This is a genomic window from Pigmentiphaga sp. CHJ604 (assembly GCF_036972535.1).
GTDB lineage: Bacteria > Pseudomonadota > Gammaproteobacteria > Burkholderiales > Burkholderiaceae_B > Pigmentiphaga > Pigmentiphaga daeguensis.
The window spans coordinates 5197132-5212379 of sequence record NZ_CP136998.1; the positions used below are offsets into that span (position 1 = coordinate 5197132).

Genomic DNA, 15248 nt, shown 5'->3' on the forward strand with positions numbered 1-15248 from the left:
GGACCTGAACAATGAGCTCTACCCCTCCCAACGACCCGCAAGTCGATACCTTGGAGCCGCCGCCGGCCAAGCCGAGCATCACTCTCGACACTCCCGTCGTTCGGGGCAAGACGACGATCAAGAGTGTCGAACTGGTACGGCCCACTGCTGGGCAGCTCAAGGGCATCAGCCTGGTCGAGCTGGCCCAGCTCAACGCCGATGCGCTGGTCAAGCTGCTGCCCCGCATTACGGTTCCCCCGCTGCTGGCGCACGAGGCCGCGGCGCTGGGCGCACCGGATCTGATGGCCTTCGGCATCGAGGTGGCCAGTTTTTTGATGTCGAAGTCGGAGAAGGCAGCGGTGCAAGCACAGCTGGACACGCTCCCCTGATCTGCGAGTTTGTCGAGAACGCCATGGCAGATATCGCGCTGGTCTTTCACTGGATACCAGCAGCAATGGAGCCCATGGGCCTCGGCGAACTGATGGCGTGGCGCGAGCGCGCTCGTGTGCGCCACCAGCCCGACTCTTGATCCCTCCCCGGACCCGACGACATGGCCGACTCGGCAACCCTGAAGCTGCAGGTCATTCTCAGCACTCTTGACAAGGCCACGGCTCCGATGCGCCGCATCTCCGCGGCCAGCAAAGAAGCCGCACAGGCCACGCGCAAGCTGCGCGAGCAGATGCGTGAACTGGAAAAACAGCAGGCGCTGATCGGTCAGTTCCGCAAGCAGCTCGACGCACTCAAGCAACTCCGCCAGGAACGCAACGCCAGCAGGGAAGCCGTTCGCAGGTTGACCGCCGCCCAACAAGCTGCCGTCGCCCCGACCAAGGCACAGCGTGCTGAACTGGAAAAGGCGGTGGCCTCTTCCGAGAAATTCAACCTGAAGGCATCTGAACAGGCCGCAAAGCTGCGCCAGTTGCGAGATCAGATGGTGGGGGTGGGCCTGAGCACCTTCAAGCTCGACAGCAGCGAGAAGCGGGTCCGTGACAGCCTGAAGGCCACTACGGACCAGATTCAGGCTCAGAAGGTCAAGCTGGCAGAACTCGCCGACAAATACAAGGCCGCCCAAGCTGCCCGCGCCAGGTATGACACCGCGATGGGGCGCGCGCGGACCGCGGCAGTGACCGGCGCAATTATGACCGGCAGCGGCATGGCGCTGCTGGGCCGCCTTCGTGATCCTCTCGCCGAGGCTCGCCACGATCAAAGCGAGCAGTTCCGCATCGCGGCTATCGGTCTGGGTGAGCAGCAGACGCGGGAGGCCGTTCGATTCGCCACCACGTTGAAAACCTACGGCACCAGCGTGGTCGACAACATGGGGTTGATGCGCGATGCCATGACGGTATTTGCCGACGTTCACCACGCCGAAATGGTCACCCCAACCTTGGCTAGGATGAAATTCGCCAACGAAGCGCTGTTCGGCGCCGACCAGGCGGCGGACAACGAAAAGAAGTTCCTCGACATGCTGCGCGTTATCGAACTGCGCGGCGGCCTGCAGAGCCCCGACGCGTTTGCCAGCCAGGCCGACATCGTCCAACGTGTCCTGACCGCCACTGGCGGCCGTGTCGGCCCCGAGGAATGGCTCAACGTGATCAAAACCGGCGGCATCGCCGCCAAGGGCATCAGCGACCAGGCGTTCTATTACCAGCTCGAACCCTTGGTACAGGAGATGGGCGGTTTCCGGGTCGGCACGGCCATGATGTCGGCTTACCAGAACCTTTACCAGGGCCGCACCACGAAGCGGGCAGCACGGCAACTCGAGTCCCTCGGATTGATCGCCGACTCCGGGAAGGTTCAACACGACAAAGCCGGGCAGATCTCGTTCCTGAACCCCGGCGCGCTGCTCGGCGCCGACGTGTTCCGCCGCAATCAGTTCGAATGGGTGGAGACCGTCTTGCTGCCGCAGCTGGCTAAGAAGGGCATCACCGATCAGCAGCAGATCCTCGATGCCATTGGCAGCATCATCACGAACCGGACGGCCTCCAATCTGTTCGGCCAGATGGTCCTGCAGCGCGACCAGATCCACAAGAACGCCCGCCTGAACGCCGGCGCCGATGGCATCGGGGAGATCGAGGCCAAGGCCCGCGGCGCGCTGGCCGGTCAGGAGCTGGAAGCGGTCAAGAAGCGGGCGGACCTGTTCCGCGAGCTCGGCAGGGCGATCATGCCGGCGTACACCGCCGCGGTCACGTTCGCAACCGAGAAAATGCAGCAGTTCACCGCCTGGATGCAGGCGAACCCGCGCGCCGCGCAGCTGCTGGTCACCTCGCTCGCCGTCCTGGCCGCCACGCTGGTCGCCCTCGGCGGCGCCATGCTGGTCCTGGCGCCCATGGCCATGAGTTTCATCGTGCTGCGACACGCCATGGCGCTCGCCGGCGCCGGCGGCGGCATCCTGTCCGCGGCGCTGGGCGGCGTGGGAACGGCCCTTGGCGTCGTGCGCACGGCTGTGGTTTTCCTCGGCCGTGCGCTGCTCATGACTCCCATCGGTCGCGTCATCGGCCTGATTGTCCTGGCCGCGACGCTGATCTACCAGCATTGGGAGCCCATTAAGGCGTATGTCCAGGGCGTCTGGACCGAGATTCGCCAGGCGTTCGACGGCGGCATCGGGAGCATCACCGCGCTGATCGTGAACTGGTCGCCGCTGGGGCTGTTCTACCAAGCGTTCGCGGGCGTGTTGCGGTGGTTTGGGCTGGACCTACCAGCTACGCTTACCGGGGCAGGCACGGCCATTATGCGCGGCCTGGCGAATGGGATTACCAACGGGATATCTCTGGCCCGTGATGCCATCGTGGGCGCGGGTGAGACCTTGGTGGGGTTGTTCAAGGAAAAGCTCGGCATTCGTAGCCCGTCGCGGGTATTCGCGGCGCTGGGCGAGTTCACCATGCGGGGCCTGGCCGTGGGCCTGGACCGCGGCGAGCGCGAGCCCCTGCAGCAGCTCCAGCGCACGAGCCAGCGCCTGGCCGCGGCGGCTGCAATCGGAGGCAGCATCGTAGCCGCGCCGGCGCTGGCATTCGATTCCCGCCCGCCGCTGGCCTCCGGCGGCCAGGCGGTCGCCGCGCCGATCGGCGGCAACCACTACGAGATCCACGTGAACGGCACGCCAGGCATGAACGAGCAGGCGCTCGCGCGGGCCGTGGCCGCCGAGCTAGACCGCCGCGAGGCCGCGGCGCGCGCGCGAACGCGCAGCACATTGACCGACTACGACAATTAGGGCCGCTGCCATGCTCATGTGCCTCGACCAGTTCACGTTCTCCATGTCGACCTTGCCGTTTCAGCAGCTGCAGCGCCAGGCCACCTGGCGCCACCCGTCTGTATCCCGGGTCGGCACCCGCAGCGGGCACCAGTTCACCGGCGCCGGCGACGACACCATCACGATCAGCGGCTGGATCGCGCCGGAGCTGGCTGGCGATCGCGCGTCGATCGACCGCCTGCGCGAGCTGGCAAACGAGGGTGGCAACTACGTGCTGGTCGACGGCACCGGGGCTGTCTACGGCGCGTTCGCCATCACGGGCATTGCAGAAACTGGCACGTTGCACTATCGGGACGGCACGCCCCGCCGCATCGAATTCAACCTGAACCTGGAGCGCACCGACGATGACATTCCAGTCCCAGCGGCTGCCGGCGCGGCGGCGTCGGTAGCCACTGCGGCCAGCGAGGCCAGCGGCGTCGCGGACAGCGTCGGCAGCGTGGGCAAAGCGTTGGCCGCCGACTTCCCGACCGCGCTGGAGAAGGTCGGGCAGGTCGCGGGGTTGATCGGGACCGTAGGCGACGTGGCCGGTTCGGCAATGGGCATGCTCGGCGCCGTGCAGGCCCAACTGTCGACGGCCACCGCGGTGGTCGACCAATTGCAGTCCGTCAGGCGCTCGGTCAACGGCCTGGCCAGAGCGATGGAGCAAATCCGGGCGGGCAATGTCCGCGCGTCCATCAGCACACTGTCAACGGCGCTGTCGAACGTGCAGGACGCCGCCGCCGGCGCCAGCAAGCTGCTCACGGCCCTGCCCGAGATCACGACCGCATCGGTAACCACTTTCGTGAACACCGCCATCGATCTCGAGAACGGCGCGTATGCCACCGCGGCGGCGCTGCAGGATCTGGGCAATGGATAGCGTGCCTGCTTTCAAAGTGACGATCGACGGCCGAGACATCACGAGCAAAATCCGGTCGCGCCTGGTCAGCCTGACCCTGACAGACTGCCGCGGCGAGGAGAGCGACCAGCTCGATCTGACCCTCGACGACAGCGACGGCCTGCTGGCGATCCCGCGGCGCGGCGCGGAGATCTCCGTTTTCCTGGGATGGGAGATCTCGCCGGCCAAGGGCGTGCCGGCCGGCATCGTTGCCAAGGGTTCCTTCACCGTCGACGAAGCCGAACACCATGGCGCGCCGGACGTGATCACGCTGCGCGCGCGGGCAGCAGACCTGATCGCCGAGTTGCGCGGTCTGAAGGATCGCAGCTGGCACCAGCGGCGCGTCGGCGATATCGTCGGCACGATCGCCAGGGAGCACGGGCTGCAGGCCCGCATCGCGCCCGCGCTGAACACGCGCACCGTCGACCACGTCGACCAGACCAGCGAAAGCGACGCGAATTTCCTGCGCCGCCTAGGGCGGCAATATGACGCCGTGGCCACCATCAAGAACGGTACGCTGTTGTTCCTGCCGGCCAGCGAATCGAAAACCGCCGCCGGCGTCGATCTGTCCCGCGTCACGCTCATGCGCCGCGACGGCGACGCCCACCGTTACCACACGGCCAGTCGCGATGCCTACACGGGCGTGCGGGCTTACTGGCACGATCCCAAGCGATCGAATCGCAGGGGTGTGCTGGTCGGCCTGTCCGGCGGCGCCAAGCGCCTGCGGACCACGTTTGCGAACCGCCAGGACGCCCTGGCCGCTGCCACGGCCGAATGGCAGCGCATCCAGCGCGGCGCCGCGACGTTCAGCTGCACGCTCGCCTATGGCCGCGCCGACATCCTGCCGCAGTCGCCCGTCACGGTGCAGGGCTTCAAGGCAGACATCGATGCCACGGACTGGATCGTCGTGCGGCTGCGCCACGAGTTGACGCAAGGGGGCTTCACGACCGAGATCGAATGCGAGGTTGCTGGCGCTGATGGTGGCCAGGCGTTACGTCCGATCGACGACGATAGCTGATGCTTCTCGCTGACCTTCACGCCATAAAAGCGGTCAGGCTGGAAGCTCTCCCGTCTCAAGCAACGCCTGGAACTGAGCTTCGTCAAGGATGTACACCCGCTGCGCCATTGCCTTCTCCAATTTTTTCGGTCCGGCATTTGGCCCGCCACACAAGAACATCAATCCCTGCGTTACCGATTTACGCACATCGAGACCACCAGCGTCGGCGAGATGTTCGAGCTGATCGCGTATCGCCTGGGCGAAGCCCGTGAAGACGATCTGCGGCCGGTCTTCACGAGCACGATCAGATTGTGGGCGGGGAGGTGGTGGTGGCGAGGGCTCCACCAACTGCGCTTCAATCCCGTTCAGGTACTGGACCACGCGGTCCTTGCGGAATGTTCTGACCGCGCCGCTCTCCTCGTAGCACTTTAAGTAATACCCGACCTCTTCCCATCGTTCATAGACCCGCGTGCTTTCGACGCCTTCGGCGTTCTTGTAGATGAACTCGATCATCGTGCCCCCACGATCAACATTCCAGCGTGCACCAAGCTATTCACCGCATTCCATGCGCTGCGCTTCCACCACAAGCCTCTAAGCGCCAGCAGCGTGATGGCGCTGCCTGTAGCTACGAGGATCCACAGGTCATCGTTAGCTGGCTTTCCTCTTCCCGACTTCTGATTCCGCGAGCGCATCAAGTACCCGGCGGGCGGCCGAGCGGCCGTCTTCGGATGCGTTGCGATAGTTATCCAACAAGGCTGACTCGTCGGGTTGCATACCCGCCGCGCCTGGTGGAGTCCTTACCCCAGTGATGACATAGAGAACGTCCACACCGATTGATGCGAGCCCCGCCAAGTAGCCGGCGTCCGGGCTACGCGCGTCCTGTTCGTACGTTATCTGCGCACGCTTCTTCACCCCGCCATATTCGGCGAAGGCCTCTTGCGTCAGTTCTAGCCGCTCGCGCTCCTTACGGAGCCGCTCCCCAATTGTGCTCATTCGCGCATAAATTCTTGACAAGTGCGCAAACGCGCACTAAAGTTACTTCACACTGTTACGAATACAAATCATATCTTATGACTACGCTTCAAACGCGCTCCCCGCGTGGCAAGCCGGCGCACCCGCTCGCCATCAGGCTATCCCCTGAAGAAGTCGCCAAGGCCGACCAGTACGCCTCTTCCGAGGTCCGGTCGCGCTCCTCTTTCATCCGTCTCATGTTTCTCAAAGGCCTGGAAGCCTATGAGCGAGAGCTTACGGAAGCCCGCCCGCAACGGCACGCAGGGCGTGTTGCGAGGAAATGAGATGAGAAGCCCGGTTCGCATCGAACAGGCGCTGCGCTCGGCCTTGACCGGCCCCGGTCGCATGGAAGTGCAGAAGCGCGTCGGCTGGGACGATTCCCAGGTCAGCCGCTTTCTCAGCGGCGGCCAGGGCATCGTGATCGACAAGCTTGACGCCCTGGTTGCCGCGGTCGGCTTCGTGCTGGTCACGGCCAAGTACCTGGACGCCGTCTCCACGTTGGGCGAAGTCGGCATGTTCTGCGCCTGCGCTCGGCAGGGCCTGGGCGAGTGCGGCCGGGAAGGGGGCTGCTGATGTCGTTCCGCGTCACGATCCGATGCCCCCATTGCCAGGAGCGCTCGATCGCGATCAGCAGCCGCGAGATGAGCAAGACCCTGCGCGAGGTCACTTACCGCTGCACCAATGAACTGTGCGGCCATACGTACGTCGCAAACCTGGAAGTGGTCCGGACCCTAACCGTGTCCAGCATTCCTGCGGCTGACGTCCACCTGCCGCTGTCCCCCCATGTCCGTCGCGAGCAGCTCCTGCTGCTCCTCGAGGACGAACCCGCCAAACCATGAAGGAGCCAACCATGACAGCTTCCGTTCAGTACCTGCGTGATCGCGACCGTCGCGGCGATGACATTCACACCAGCGCACTGGTATTCATCGCCCGCCACCAAGCCGAACATCTGGCTCCCGATCGCCGGCTCCTCGTTGACCGAACCGTTGCCCACCTGCAGCAGGCGTTCGACGTCAGCATCGACACGGCCGAGCTGACGACGGCGCAAGCTCTCGCCGAGTACGAGTCCCGCGGACGGCGCGAATACGTAGACCTCGGCGCGACCACGAGCTTTGCGATCTTCGTCCGCGACCCGGATTCCGGCCGGACCCGCGTATTCACCGTCGCGCAACTGATGCGTCTGGTCCGCACCCCCGAGTTGGCGGCCATGCCGCTACCCAGCGCCCGCGCCGCGAGCGCTGCCGGCATCCTGCCCGCGCAGTAGCCGCACACCTTTTCCCCTTTCCCAGATCGAAGTCCCAATGCCGGCGCGCTCGCCGGCAGGGATTCGCACACCCCGAAGGAGCCGATATGCCCGACGAAATCACTATCAGCGTCACGCTGACCGAAGAGCAAGCCCTGGCCTACGCCCAGTTCCTGAAGCGCGCCGGCTTCTCAGACTACGCCTCCAACAGCGTCGACAAGGACGAGGCCTACCTCATGGTCGACGCCGGCGAACGGCTGCGTACCGCCCTGGCCCGTGTCGGCTTCGCGCCACGCTGAAGGAGCAGCCATGCCCCCACTTTCCGAGGAAGCCATTGCCACTGCGTTGGCACAGCAACTGGAAGACGCCCTGGACATCGGCCGGCGCCATCTCTCTCCCGCTGGCCGACAGGCGGCCTACGCCTTGAGCGCCGGTTGCATTTTGGCCGTGCACTCCCTATCCGCCCGCCTGCTCGGCACCACCGCTGCGGCCGCCCGCATCGACGACCTGGTCCGAAGCGCCTGGACGGCGCATGAAGCCCAGGCCCAACCGGCCACATCGAGGACCCACTGATGCCCGCCATTCCCCAACTCGCCCGCATCGAGGCGTACTTTTCCGATGAAGCATTGCTCGCGCTCGAGTTCTTCTTGAATGGCGCGCTTCGCTGCCACGTCGAGAGCGGCTACAGCCCGTTTACGCACGTCGCCGGCGACAAAGAGGCCGGCCGCCGCATGGCCCTCTCAGCCGAGCAGCTCCATGCCGCTATGGAACGCGCGATGACAGAGCGGCAGCTCACCCCGCTCCCCCGTCCGAATGCCGCGGCAGTTCCGGCCACGCCCGGCGTGCCGTTCGCCCCCCAATGGGAGGCAATCGAGTGGATCGGTGTAGACCTCGCCATGCCCGACAGCGACACGATGGTCATGGTGTCCACCGCCCATCCGGACGAAGAGCCGGTTGCGCTTGGCTGGTACGACGACGAAACGGGCTTCTGGCATGAATCCTCGGCGGTCGTCCTGACGTCCGTAACGCATTGGGCGGCTGTGCCCTTCGGCATGCGGGGGTGCTGATCATGAGGACCATCAGACTCTACCAACACGACGACGGCCGCTACGGTGTGTCGTTCGGCCCCGCGCAATTCGCCATCGGCGAGCCGGCCTGGCATAGCGTGCCGCTCGATGTCATCGAGCCGCCCAACGAGGATTCGAACCCGGACGATGCCGTTTGGCCCATCGTCAATATCGACGTGGATGCCGCCGGCAAAGTGACCAATGCCAAGCTCTATGCCCCTGGTCTCCCAGCCGGCAACCATGATGTCTACCCGGTGCGTGTGCCCTACATGGACGAGCACACCGAGGCGTGGCTGGCCGTCTCGGCCGCGTTGGACAGCGTTGATTCTGACTACGCGAATGGGGTGGGCGTGGGCAATGGCATTGAACGTGCCGTCGCCGCGATCGGCCGCCTTGCGGCGCGAGTCCCGGCCGATGTGCCGGTGCAGGTGGCTGGCGACCTGCGCGGCCATACCGTTCTTGGCCTTGGCAGCGGCGATGGGCCCACGATTGTTGCATTGCTGTCGCGTGTCCTACGCGACGGCACGGTATTCGTCGAATCATCGATCAAAGAGCCCATCCCAAGCCTGATCGCCTCTCTCAGGACGCAGCTTCGGGCACCGGCCACCAAGTCACCAAGGGGCGAGCGATGAAGGCCAAAAATGCGCCCCCGGCCGCCCGCTTCGCCGTGGTGGTTGATCCCGGCACGATCTTTGAACGGGTCGATGTCTATGCGGGCACCCTGCAAGAGGGGCTCGCTTGGGCAGCATCACTACGAGAAGACGACCTGCAGGTCGACGTGATGCGCGTCACGCCCAGCGGCGAACTGACGACGGAATTCTGAGAGCGCCATGTCTGACCCGGATCGCAACTCGCTCCTGCGCGCCCACCGCATCGCCCGCCTACGCGGCAGCCTGGACGAAGCCCTCGAGAACCCGGCGCTGGCCATCGGGTTACGCAACCTCGCAGGAGTGATCGCGCGCCGCCTATCCACCCATCCAGAGTCCCCGCACGTGGACATCAAAGCCCGTAGCGCGGGGGAAAGGCCTGACCAAGAATGATTACCCGTATGCACATATTCACGGGCGGCCGCCGCGTCGGCAAAACCCACCTGCAGGAGCTGACACACATGGTCGCTGCCGAGATTGTCGGAATCGACCTGTACAGGATGCATTCCCGCGAACAACACATCGCGGCGATCCAGACCCTGCTCCTCGACGTGGTGCTGGCCACCTACCCGCTCTCGTTCGCCGAAGGCAGCGTCGAGGCCGCATTCATCCGATACCAGGAATGCGTCATCGCCGTGCATCGCCGCCGGATCCAGGAATTGGAGGCGCAACTGGCCGAGTACGACGGCCGGCCTGCAAAGGACAAGGTCGATGAAGCCCTTTGATCTCTACCAGCAGGCGTTTCCAACGCCCTCGGCGATCGAACTGGAGCTGTACCAGCTGGCCCAAGCCTACTACCTCGAAACCGAGGCATTCGATCGGGCCGTTTGCACCGGCCCGATCTTGCACGGCGAGATTTACCCAGCGACGGACGCAGAGCACAGGCTCATCCAGATCAACGCCCGAAAAGTTCTGGCGCGCCAGAACCAGCGTGCCCAGCAGCTCCACCCCGCCGGCGTCGAGATGCTTCGCGTCGAAATGAAACGGTACGCCCGGTCTGGCCAGCGCGATGCTGACCTTGCCACCCGCTTCGACGGGCCACGTCAATTTCACCCGTAGTCCACATGGCAACACTCGAAGAACTCAAAGCACGCATCGACCTCCACGACCTGGCGCGCCGGCTCGGCATCCGCCGCGGCCCCGGAGGCGACAGGGCGCTGTATCACTCGCCCCATCACGACGACAAGAAGCCGTCCGTGTCGATATTCGTCGATCATCCAACGCGGGGAACGGGCTGGCGCGACCACAGCGCGGACACGGGCGGCTCCTGCATTGACCTGGTCATGTACGCGCAAGGTTGCACGGTCGGCGAAGCCGTCCGCTACCTGCACGAGGCCTATGGCATTCCCATGGAGCCGACGAGCGCGCCCCAGGAGCGGAAGGAAAAGTCCACCGTCGAATACATCGCCGACCGCTGCATCGGCGAGCGTGAGCGCGTCCGGGAGTACCTGGCCGGACGCGGCATCTCGCAAGACGCCCTCGACATCGCGCTTCGCGCCCGTAGCCTCGGCTTCAATGACTGGACCAGCAACCGGGTCAACGCCGGCGAGGTCGGGTATGGCGGCCCCGCCGCTGCATTCATCGTGCGGGACATGACCAACGGCCAGGTGGTCGCCGTCGACATGCGCTATCTGGATCCGGCCGCCAACGGCGACGTCAAGACGCAGACCCAAGGGGAGAAATTCGGCCATTGCTGGACCTCCGACCCGCGCCGCCTCGAGCGAGCACGCCGCGTCTTCATCGTCGAATCGTCCATCAACGCTCTCTCGATCGATACCTGCGACATCCCCGGCGCCGCCGCGGTCGCGCTGCGGGGCCTGAGCAACGTTGCCCAGCTCGACCTGGCGTTCCTGCGCGGACGGCAGGTCGTGATCTGCATGGACAACGATCCACCGATCGCGGACGGCAAACCGCGCGCTGGTCACCGGCCTGGCCCCGAGGCAGGCTGGGCGCTGTACGAGCGGCTGACCGCCGCGAACATCGGCGCGCTCCTGGTCGACCAGAGCGACTGGAAGGCCGATGACAAGCCCATCAACGACGTCAACGACTTTCTGCAGGCCCGCGGCGCGCGCGAGCTGGCGATCGCGCTGGAGAAGGTGGACCCCTGGCTCATCCCCGGCCTGCCCGGCGACAAGACCCGTGTCGGCCGCCCTCGCGTGTTCCTGCCCTCGCACGACTTCGCGCAGTACTGGAAATTCCGAATGAAGCCGGACTTCACCACCTACATCGGCAAAGTCGAAGAAAACGGCGAGGGCGACGAGAAAGTCGAGACCCCAGTCCACACCGACCTGTGCGGCTTTCGCGTGGCCTCAATCAGCCGCGTAACGGTGGCCAGCGCCACGTCGACCATGACAGGCGACCCTGACCAGGCGCCCAACGTTTTCTTCGCCGTGTCGGTCCAAGCGCCGCGCCACGGGGCCACCCTGCAGCGCAAAGTGATGCTGGACGAACATCTGCACAACACCGACGTCTGGGCCAAGTTCGGGCCGATCTGGCAGCGCAGTGCCTTCCTACGCATGGTGAACATCCTCGAGCGCACGGCTCACCTTGGCGAGCGCCGCGCCGCGAACTTCGTCGGCCTGGCCTGGCGGGACGGCAAGCTGATCGTGAACGAGGGGCCGGACTGCTACTTCACCGATGCCGAGAAGCAGTGCCCGTACCACAACCTCACGTTCCCCTCCGGCCCGCCCAGCGACGGCCGCACGGTGATCCGCGCGTACCAAGCGACCTTCAAGCAGAATGCGGCCGCGATACCCCTCGTATGGTCCCTTGGTGGCCACCTGAAGGCCATACTGGGCTTCTGGCCACACATGACCGTCCAGGCCGACAAGGGCGCCGGCAAATCGACCCTGATCAAGCGGCTCGAGCGGTCGCTCGCCTTCACGATGCTCTCTGGCCAGAGCCTGCAGACCGAGTTCCGGCTGATCACCAGCATCAGCCACACCAGCCACCCCATCGGCTGGGAGGAATTGTCGGCGCGCCGCCAGGACGTGATCGACAAGGCCGTGGCCATGTTGCAGGAGAACTACCAGTACACGGTCAGCCGCCGCGGCACCGACATGACGGAATACCTGCTGTGCGCGCCGGTCATGCTCGCCGGCGAAGACGTCCCGGTCCGCAGCCTGCTCGGCAAGATCGTGAGGACCACGCTCACCGGCAAGAAGGGACCGATGATGCCCGATGACCTGCCGCGCTTTCCGCTGCGCCAATGGCTCGAGTTCCTGGCCAAGTTGAGCAAGCAGCGGGTCCTGGACGCCTATCGCGAGATCCGCGACTTCTGCCTGGCCAACAGCCGCGCGAGCGGCGCCGATGACGGCGCAATGCGCATGGCGGGCAACTACGCCGCCGTCCTGCTCGCCTGGCGCCTGCTGTGCGAGTTCGCCGGTCTGGACGCCGGCGCCGAGGGCTTCGAGCGCGACCTGCTCACCGAGATGAACGCCCACATCGCCGAGACCAGCGCCGATCGGGAGCCCTGGGTCTGGATCCTGGAGACCGTGCTGTCCGAGATCGACGCCGGCAACTTCAAGCACCCGTACACCTTCGACATGGTCGACGGCGAGGAATGCCTGCTGCTACGCACTGGCCACGTGATGGACCACATCGCCCATACCAGCGCGCTGCGCGAGAAATGGAACGGCCTGCCCGTGAAGTCGGACAGGGTGTTCAAGCGGCAGCTGCAGCATGCCGGCGTGATCGCCGGCGACAAGGAGCTGGAGCGCACCATCTTCAGCAAGCGCGTCAACTACCTCACCCCGATATCGCTGGCCAGGATGGCCAAATTCGGGCTGACGGTGTCCGTGAGGACGAATGCATGATTACCCCCTTCTCTTCCCCGGTCCGCGCCTTGGCGCGCGCCCTGGAGCCCCTGAACGCCCTTTGTGCCTGGCTCTGGCCAGCGCCGGCCGCCGCACGCGTCGGAAAAATGGAGCGCCCTGATCGCCTGGCCATGCCATGCCCCCCGGTCCCCCCACGCAGGAGAACCGCCGGGGTTAACGGCCTGCCCTTGAGGAAGAGGGGTCGGCCAAGCCCCAAACGGCCCAGGGGACCGGCACGCGCTGCATACGATTCGTGGAATTCACGGGTCGTGAACGCTAAGTCATTGATTCGTGAGAGGAATGCCATCACGAGTTACCCAGCAATTTCCACGAGTTACCCTATTTTTTCCACGAGTCCGGTTTTCGGGCATGAGCCTCTATTCCTTTACTTCTCTCTCTCTAAATTATTGAAAAGGAAAGGGAAAGATATAGGGACCAGGGCGGCAAGGCCCCGGATCGGGCATCCACGAGTCAGGGGCGAAATCCCACGAGTCGAGCGACCTGCCTATTTTTTAATCCACGAGTCAGCGCGGCGAAAAATGCCGACTCGTGGAAACTCGTGGATTGGTTTTTCTTTTGAAATCAATAACTTATATCGATCAACAGCCCGATCCACGAATCCACGAGTTGTTCTGCCTGTGGTCCCCTTTTCAGCCGTGAAAGCAGGGGGGTGGACATGAAGCGCGTCGACACGAAGCAGGCGGCGAAGGCGCGCAGACGTTCTGAGCCGCGCCGGATCGAACCGGAGGGGCAATACAGGTGGGGGGACTTCGAGCACCTGGTCCCGTTCTCGCGCGAGACGTGGCGGCTGCGGGTGAAGGAAGGAAGAGCGCCCCAACCGAAGCGGCTGGGGCTGCGGGCCACGGTATATCCCGGGAAGGAAGTGCTGCGGTGGCTGGCCGCGCCGGACCAGTATCGGGTCCAGGCCGCGACCGATGAGGGCAATCAGGCTGCGGGCCGCACCAAGGGCATCACCTTGGTGCCCTTCACCAGCTTGTCGAGGTAGTCGGCCCACTCCTGCATGAAATCGACTCGCTCCTGCAGCCAAGTTTCACGGTTGTAGGCTCGGCCCAGCGAGTCGGTCACCTTGTGGCTGATCTGCAGCTCGAGCAGATCTCGGTCGGTCCCCAGCCGCTCCCGGGCCATGGTGCGCGCCGAGGCTCGGAAGCCGTGGACGGTCATCTGGCCCTTGAACCCCAGCCGCTTGATTGCCCCCATCGCGGTGGCATTGGAGATCGGCTGGTAGGGTTTGATGCTGGACTGGAACACCATGCCGCTGGGGCCGGTCAGCGGCTCGAGCTGCTCGAGGATCGAGACCGCTTGGCGCGGCAGCGGCACCAGGTGCGACTCCCAGCCTGTCAGGCTGATCTTCGTGTCGCCCTGTTGCCCCTCGCGCTGCGACGGGATCTCCCACATCGGCGCACCCCAGTTGCGCCCCTGCATGTCCATCTCTGCCCACCCGGCCAGGCGCTGTTCGTTCGGACGCTGAAACAGCAGGGCCGAGAGCCGCAGTAGGCACCGCGTCGTCAGTTCGCCGCGGTACTCGTACATCGCCCGTAGCAGATCGGCGAACTGGGCCGGATCGGTGATCGCGGCCATGTGCTTGGCCCGGGTGGTCGTCAGCGCCCCGCGCAGGCTCACGGTCGGATCGTGGCGGCACTTTCCAGTCTGGATGCCATACCGGAACACCTGACCGATATTCTCGCGCGCGCGGTGCGCGGTTTCGATGACGCCCCTGCCCTCGATCCGATTCAGCACGGCCAGCACTTCGAGTTCGCTGATGGCTTCCATGGGTCGCTTGCCGAGCCAGGGAAACACGTCGTTTTTCAGGCGTGCCTCGACCTTCGAGTAATGCGAGGGCGCCCACACCAGCTTTTTCTTCTCGAGGTATTCGAGCGCGATCGGCTCGAAGGTGCGGGACGTCGACAGCGCCGCCTTCACCCTTTCGACCTTGCGGTCCTGCATGGGGTCGACGCCGGCGGCCAGCTGCGCGCGGGCCTTCTGGTGCAGCTCGCGCGCAGCGCTCAGGCTCACCTCGGGATAGACCCCGAGCGCCATCGTCTTCTGCTTGGCGTGGAAGCGGTAGTTGTAGCGCCAGTACCGGCCGCTGTCTGGTCTGATGAGCAGGATCAGGCCGCCGCCATCGGCGAGCTTCCTGTCCTTGGCCGCCGGCTTAGCCTGCCGGCATTGTGTGTCGGTGAGTTTTGCGAGCCCCGCCATCCCTGGTCCCTCCGCGTCGAATTGCTGGTACTTTTTCAGCTTTTACGACACATTTGACCAGATACCAACTGAAATACCATCACATCCGCTTGCTGTCCCTGGGCATTGCTGGGCAAACTTTAGACGTAAAAAAACCCGCAGAGCTAGGTTT

20 protein-coding genes are annotated in these 15248 nt (G+C 64.9%); 17 read left to right on the top strand and 3 right to left on the bottom strand.

The annotated features are described in order from the left end of the window. Window positions 1-11: 11 nt before the first annotated feature. Genes R4823_RS24905 through R4823_RS24925 form a run of 5 tightly spaced genes read left to right on the top strand, consistent with a single transcriptional unit; the run spans window position 12 to window position 5115 of the window. Window positions 12-368: a phage tail assembly protein gene (locus R4823_RS24905; RefSeq protein ID WP_338616475.1), complete on the top strand. Its 357-nt coding sequence runs from the start codon at window positions 12-14 to the stop codon at window positions 366-368. A gap of 23 nt (window positions 369-391) precedes the next feature. Further along, a complete protein-coding gene (locus R4823_RS24910; protein WP_338616476.1) occupies window positions 392-508 on the top strand; it encodes a GpE family phage tail protein in 117 nt (38 codons plus the stop codon). 21 nt (window positions 509-529) lie between these two features. Next, window positions 530-3184, top strand: a complete 2655-nt coding sequence (locus R4823_RS24915; RefSeq protein ID WP_338616478.1) for a phage tail protein — start codon at window positions 530-532, stop codon at window positions 3182-3184. Between the two features lie 10 nt (window positions 3185-3194). Next, window positions 3195-4079: a phage tail protein gene (locus R4823_RS24920; protein WP_338616479.1), complete on the top strand. Its 885-nt coding sequence runs from the start codon at window positions 3195-3197 to the stop codon at window positions 4077-4079. After that, window positions 4072-5115, top strand: coding sequence for a contractile injection system protein, VgrG/Pvc8 family (locus tag R4823_RS24925; protein ID WP_338616480.1), 1044 nt, complete (start codon window positions 4072-4074; stop codon window positions 5113-5115). Before R4823_RS24920 ends, R4823_RS24925 begins: the two co-directional genes overlap by 8 nt. Before the next feature lie 33 nt (window positions 5116-5148). On the opposite strand, the gene R4823_RS24930 is transcribed toward R4823_RS24925, so the two are convergent. Continuing rightward, window positions 5149-5607, bottom strand: a complete 459-nt coding sequence (locus tag R4823_RS24930; RefSeq protein ID WP_338616482.1) for a hypothetical protein — start codon at window positions 5605-5607, stop codon at window positions 5149-5151. 135 nt (window positions 5608-5742) lie between these two features. Beyond that, window positions 5743-6087, bottom strand: coding sequence for a helix-turn-helix transcriptional regulator (locus R4823_RS24935; RefSeq protein ID WP_338616484.1), 345 nt, complete (start codon window positions 6085-6087; stop codon window positions 5743-5745). A gap of 303 nt (window positions 6088-6390) precedes the next feature. Here R4823_RS24935 and R4823_RS24940 point away from each other — a divergent pair, with 303 nt between their 5' ends. The 12 genes from R4823_RS24940 to R4823_RS24995 all read left to right on the top strand — a co-directional run bounded on the left by R4823_RS24940 (window position 6391) and on the right by R4823_RS24995 (window position 13883). After that, window positions 6391-6678: a DNA-binding protein gene (locus R4823_RS24940; protein ID WP_338616485.1), complete on the top strand. Its 288-nt coding sequence runs from the start codon at window positions 6391-6393 to the stop codon at window positions 6676-6678. Beyond that, window positions 6678-6944 (top strand): ogr/Delta-like zinc finger family protein, encoded by a 267-nt coding sequence (locus tag R4823_RS24945; RefSeq protein ID WP_338616488.1) that lies wholly within the window; start codon window positions 6678-6680, stop codon window positions 6942-6944. The genes R4823_RS24940 and R4823_RS24945 overlap by 1 nt, the downstream gene beginning before the upstream one ends. A gap of 11 nt (window positions 6945-6955) precedes the next feature. Further along, a complete protein-coding gene (locus tag R4823_RS24950) occupies window positions 6956-7369 on the top strand; it encodes a hypothetical protein (RefSeq protein WP_338616490.1) in 414 nt (137 codons plus the stop codon). 86 nt (window positions 7370-7455) lie between these two features. Then, window positions 7456-7647, top strand: coding sequence for a hypothetical protein (locus tag R4823_RS24955; RefSeq protein ID WP_338616492.1), 192 nt, complete (start codon window positions 7456-7458; stop codon window positions 7645-7647). Between the two features lie 10 nt (window positions 7648-7657). Next, entirely contained in the window at window positions 7658-7921 is a 264-nt protein-coding gene (locus R4823_RS24960) for a hypothetical protein (RefSeq protein ID WP_338616493.1), read from the top strand. Beyond that, a complete protein-coding gene (locus R4823_RS24965; protein WP_338616496.1) occupies window positions 7921-8415 on the top strand; it encodes a DUF551 domain-containing protein in 495 nt (164 codons plus the stop codon). Before R4823_RS24960 ends, R4823_RS24965 begins: the two co-directional genes overlap by 1 nt. Window positions 8416-8417: 2 nt before the next feature. Continuing rightward, window positions 8418-9047 (top strand): hypothetical protein, encoded by a 630-nt coding sequence (locus R4823_RS24970; protein WP_338616497.1) that lies wholly within the window; start codon window positions 8418-8420, stop codon window positions 9045-9047. After that, window positions 9044-9238: a hypothetical protein gene (locus R4823_RS24975; protein WP_338616498.1), complete on the top strand. Its 195-nt coding sequence runs from the start codon at window positions 9044-9046 to the stop codon at window positions 9236-9238. Before R4823_RS24970 ends, R4823_RS24975 begins: the two co-directional genes overlap by 4 nt. A 225-nt stretch (window positions 9239-9463) precedes the next feature. Further along, on the top strand, window positions 9464-9787 hold the full coding sequence (locus tag R4823_RS24980) for a hypothetical protein (protein ID WP_338616500.1): 324 nt from the start codon (window positions 9464-9466) through the stop codon (window positions 9785-9787). Then, a complete protein-coding gene (locus tag R4823_RS24985; RefSeq protein WP_338616501.1) occupies window positions 9774-10121 on the top strand; it encodes a hypothetical protein in 348 nt (115 codons plus the stop codon). The genes R4823_RS24980 and R4823_RS24985 overlap by 14 nt, the downstream gene beginning before the upstream one ends. A gap of 5 nt (window positions 10122-10126) precedes the next feature. Beyond that, window positions 10127-12877: a toprim domain-containing protein gene (locus R4823_RS24990; RefSeq protein ID WP_338616502.1), complete on the top strand. Its 2751-nt coding sequence runs from the start codon at window positions 10127-10129 to the stop codon at window positions 12875-12877. Window positions 12878-13553: 676 nt separating this feature from the next. After that, the gene (locus R4823_RS24995; protein WP_338616503.1) at window positions 13554-13883 is read left to right on the top strand and encodes a transcriptional regulator; all 330 of its coding nucleotides are present in this window, start codon (window positions 13554-13556) and stop codon (window positions 13881-13883) included. Here the strand turns inward: R4823_RS24995 and R4823_RS25000 are convergent. Continuing rightward, window positions 13823-15097 (bottom strand): integrase arm-type DNA-binding domain-containing protein, encoded by a 1275-nt coding sequence (locus R4823_RS25000; RefSeq protein WP_338616504.1) that lies wholly within the window; start codon window positions 15095-15097, stop codon window positions 13823-13825. The genes R4823_RS24995 and R4823_RS25000 overlap by 61 nt on opposite strands. Window positions 15098-15248: the final 151 nt, after the last annotated feature.

What these genes read in the sequence shown, in the direction of transcription:
- R4823_RS24905 (WP_338616475.1), top strand. Translation starts at nt 12, where the DNA reads ATGAGCTCTACCCCTCCCAACGACCCGCAAGTCGATACCTTGGAGCCG.
- R4823_RS24910 (WP_338616476.1), top strand. Translation starts at nt 392, where the DNA reads ATGGCAGATATCGCGCTGGTCTTTCACTGGATACCAGCAGCAATGGAG.
- R4823_RS24915 (WP_338616478.1), top strand. Translation starts at nt 530, where the DNA reads ATGGCCGACTCGGCAACCCTGAAGCTGCAGGTCATTCTCAGCACTCTT.
- R4823_RS24920 (WP_338616479.1), top strand. Translation starts at nt 3,195, where the DNA reads ATGCTCATGTGCCTCGACCAGTTCACGTTCTCCATGTCGACCTTGCCG.
- R4823_RS24925 (WP_338616480.1), top strand. Translation starts at nt 4,072, where the DNA reads ATGGATAGCGTGCCTGCTTTCAAAGTGACGATCGACGGCCGAGACATC.
- R4823_RS24930 (WP_338616482.1), bottom strand. Translation starts at nt 5,607, where the DNA reads ATGATCGAGTTCATCTACAAGAACGCCGAAGGCGTCGAAAGCACGCGG.
- R4823_RS24935 (WP_338616484.1), bottom strand. Translation starts at nt 6,087, where the DNA reads ATGAGCACAATTGGGGAGCGGCTCCGTAAGGAGCGCGAGCGGCTAGAA.
- R4823_RS24940 (WP_338616485.1), top strand. Translation starts at nt 6,391, where the DNA reads ATGAGAAGCCCGGTTCGCATCGAACAGGCGCTGCGCTCGGCCTTGACC.
- R4823_RS24945 (WP_338616488.1), top strand. Translation starts at nt 6,678, where the DNA reads ATGTCGTTCCGCGTCACGATCCGATGCCCCCATTGCCAGGAGCGCTCG.
- R4823_RS24950 (WP_338616490.1), top strand. Translation starts at nt 6,956, where the DNA reads ATGACAGCTTCCGTTCAGTACCTGCGTGATCGCGACCGTCGCGGCGAT.
- R4823_RS24955 (WP_338616492.1), top strand. Translation starts at nt 7,456, where the DNA reads ATGCCCGACGAAATCACTATCAGCGTCACGCTGACCGAAGAGCAAGCC.
- R4823_RS24960 (WP_338616493.1), top strand. Translation starts at nt 7,658, where the DNA reads ATGCCCCCACTTTCCGAGGAAGCCATTGCCACTGCGTTGGCACAGCAA.
- R4823_RS24965 (WP_338616496.1), top strand. Translation starts at nt 7,921, where the DNA reads ATGCCCGCCATTCCCCAACTCGCCCGCATCGAGGCGTACTTTTCCGAT.
- R4823_RS24970 (WP_338616497.1), top strand. Translation starts at nt 8,418, where the DNA reads ATGAGGACCATCAGACTCTACCAACACGACGACGGCCGCTACGGTGTG.
- R4823_RS24975 (WP_338616498.1), top strand. Translation starts at nt 9,044, where the DNA reads ATGAAGGCCAAAAATGCGCCCCCGGCCGCCCGCTTCGCCGTGGTGGTT.
- R4823_RS24980 (WP_338616500.1), top strand. Translation starts at nt 9,464, where the DNA reads ATGCACATATTCACGGGCGGCCGCCGCGTCGGCAAAACCCACCTGCAG.
- R4823_RS24985 (WP_338616501.1), top strand. Translation starts at nt 9,774, where the DNA reads ATGAAGCCCTTTGATCTCTACCAGCAGGCGTTTCCAACGCCCTCGGCG.
- R4823_RS24990 (WP_338616502.1), top strand. Translation starts at nt 10,127, where the DNA reads ATGGCAACACTCGAAGAACTCAAAGCACGCATCGACCTCCACGACCTG.
- R4823_RS24995 (WP_338616503.1), top strand. Translation starts at nt 13,554, where the DNA reads ATGAAGCGCGTCGACACGAAGCAGGCGGCGAAGGCGCGCAGACGTTCT.
- R4823_RS25000 (WP_338616504.1), bottom strand. Translation starts at nt 15,097, where the DNA reads ATGGCGGGGCTCGCAAAACTCACCGACACACAATGCCGGCAGGCTAAG.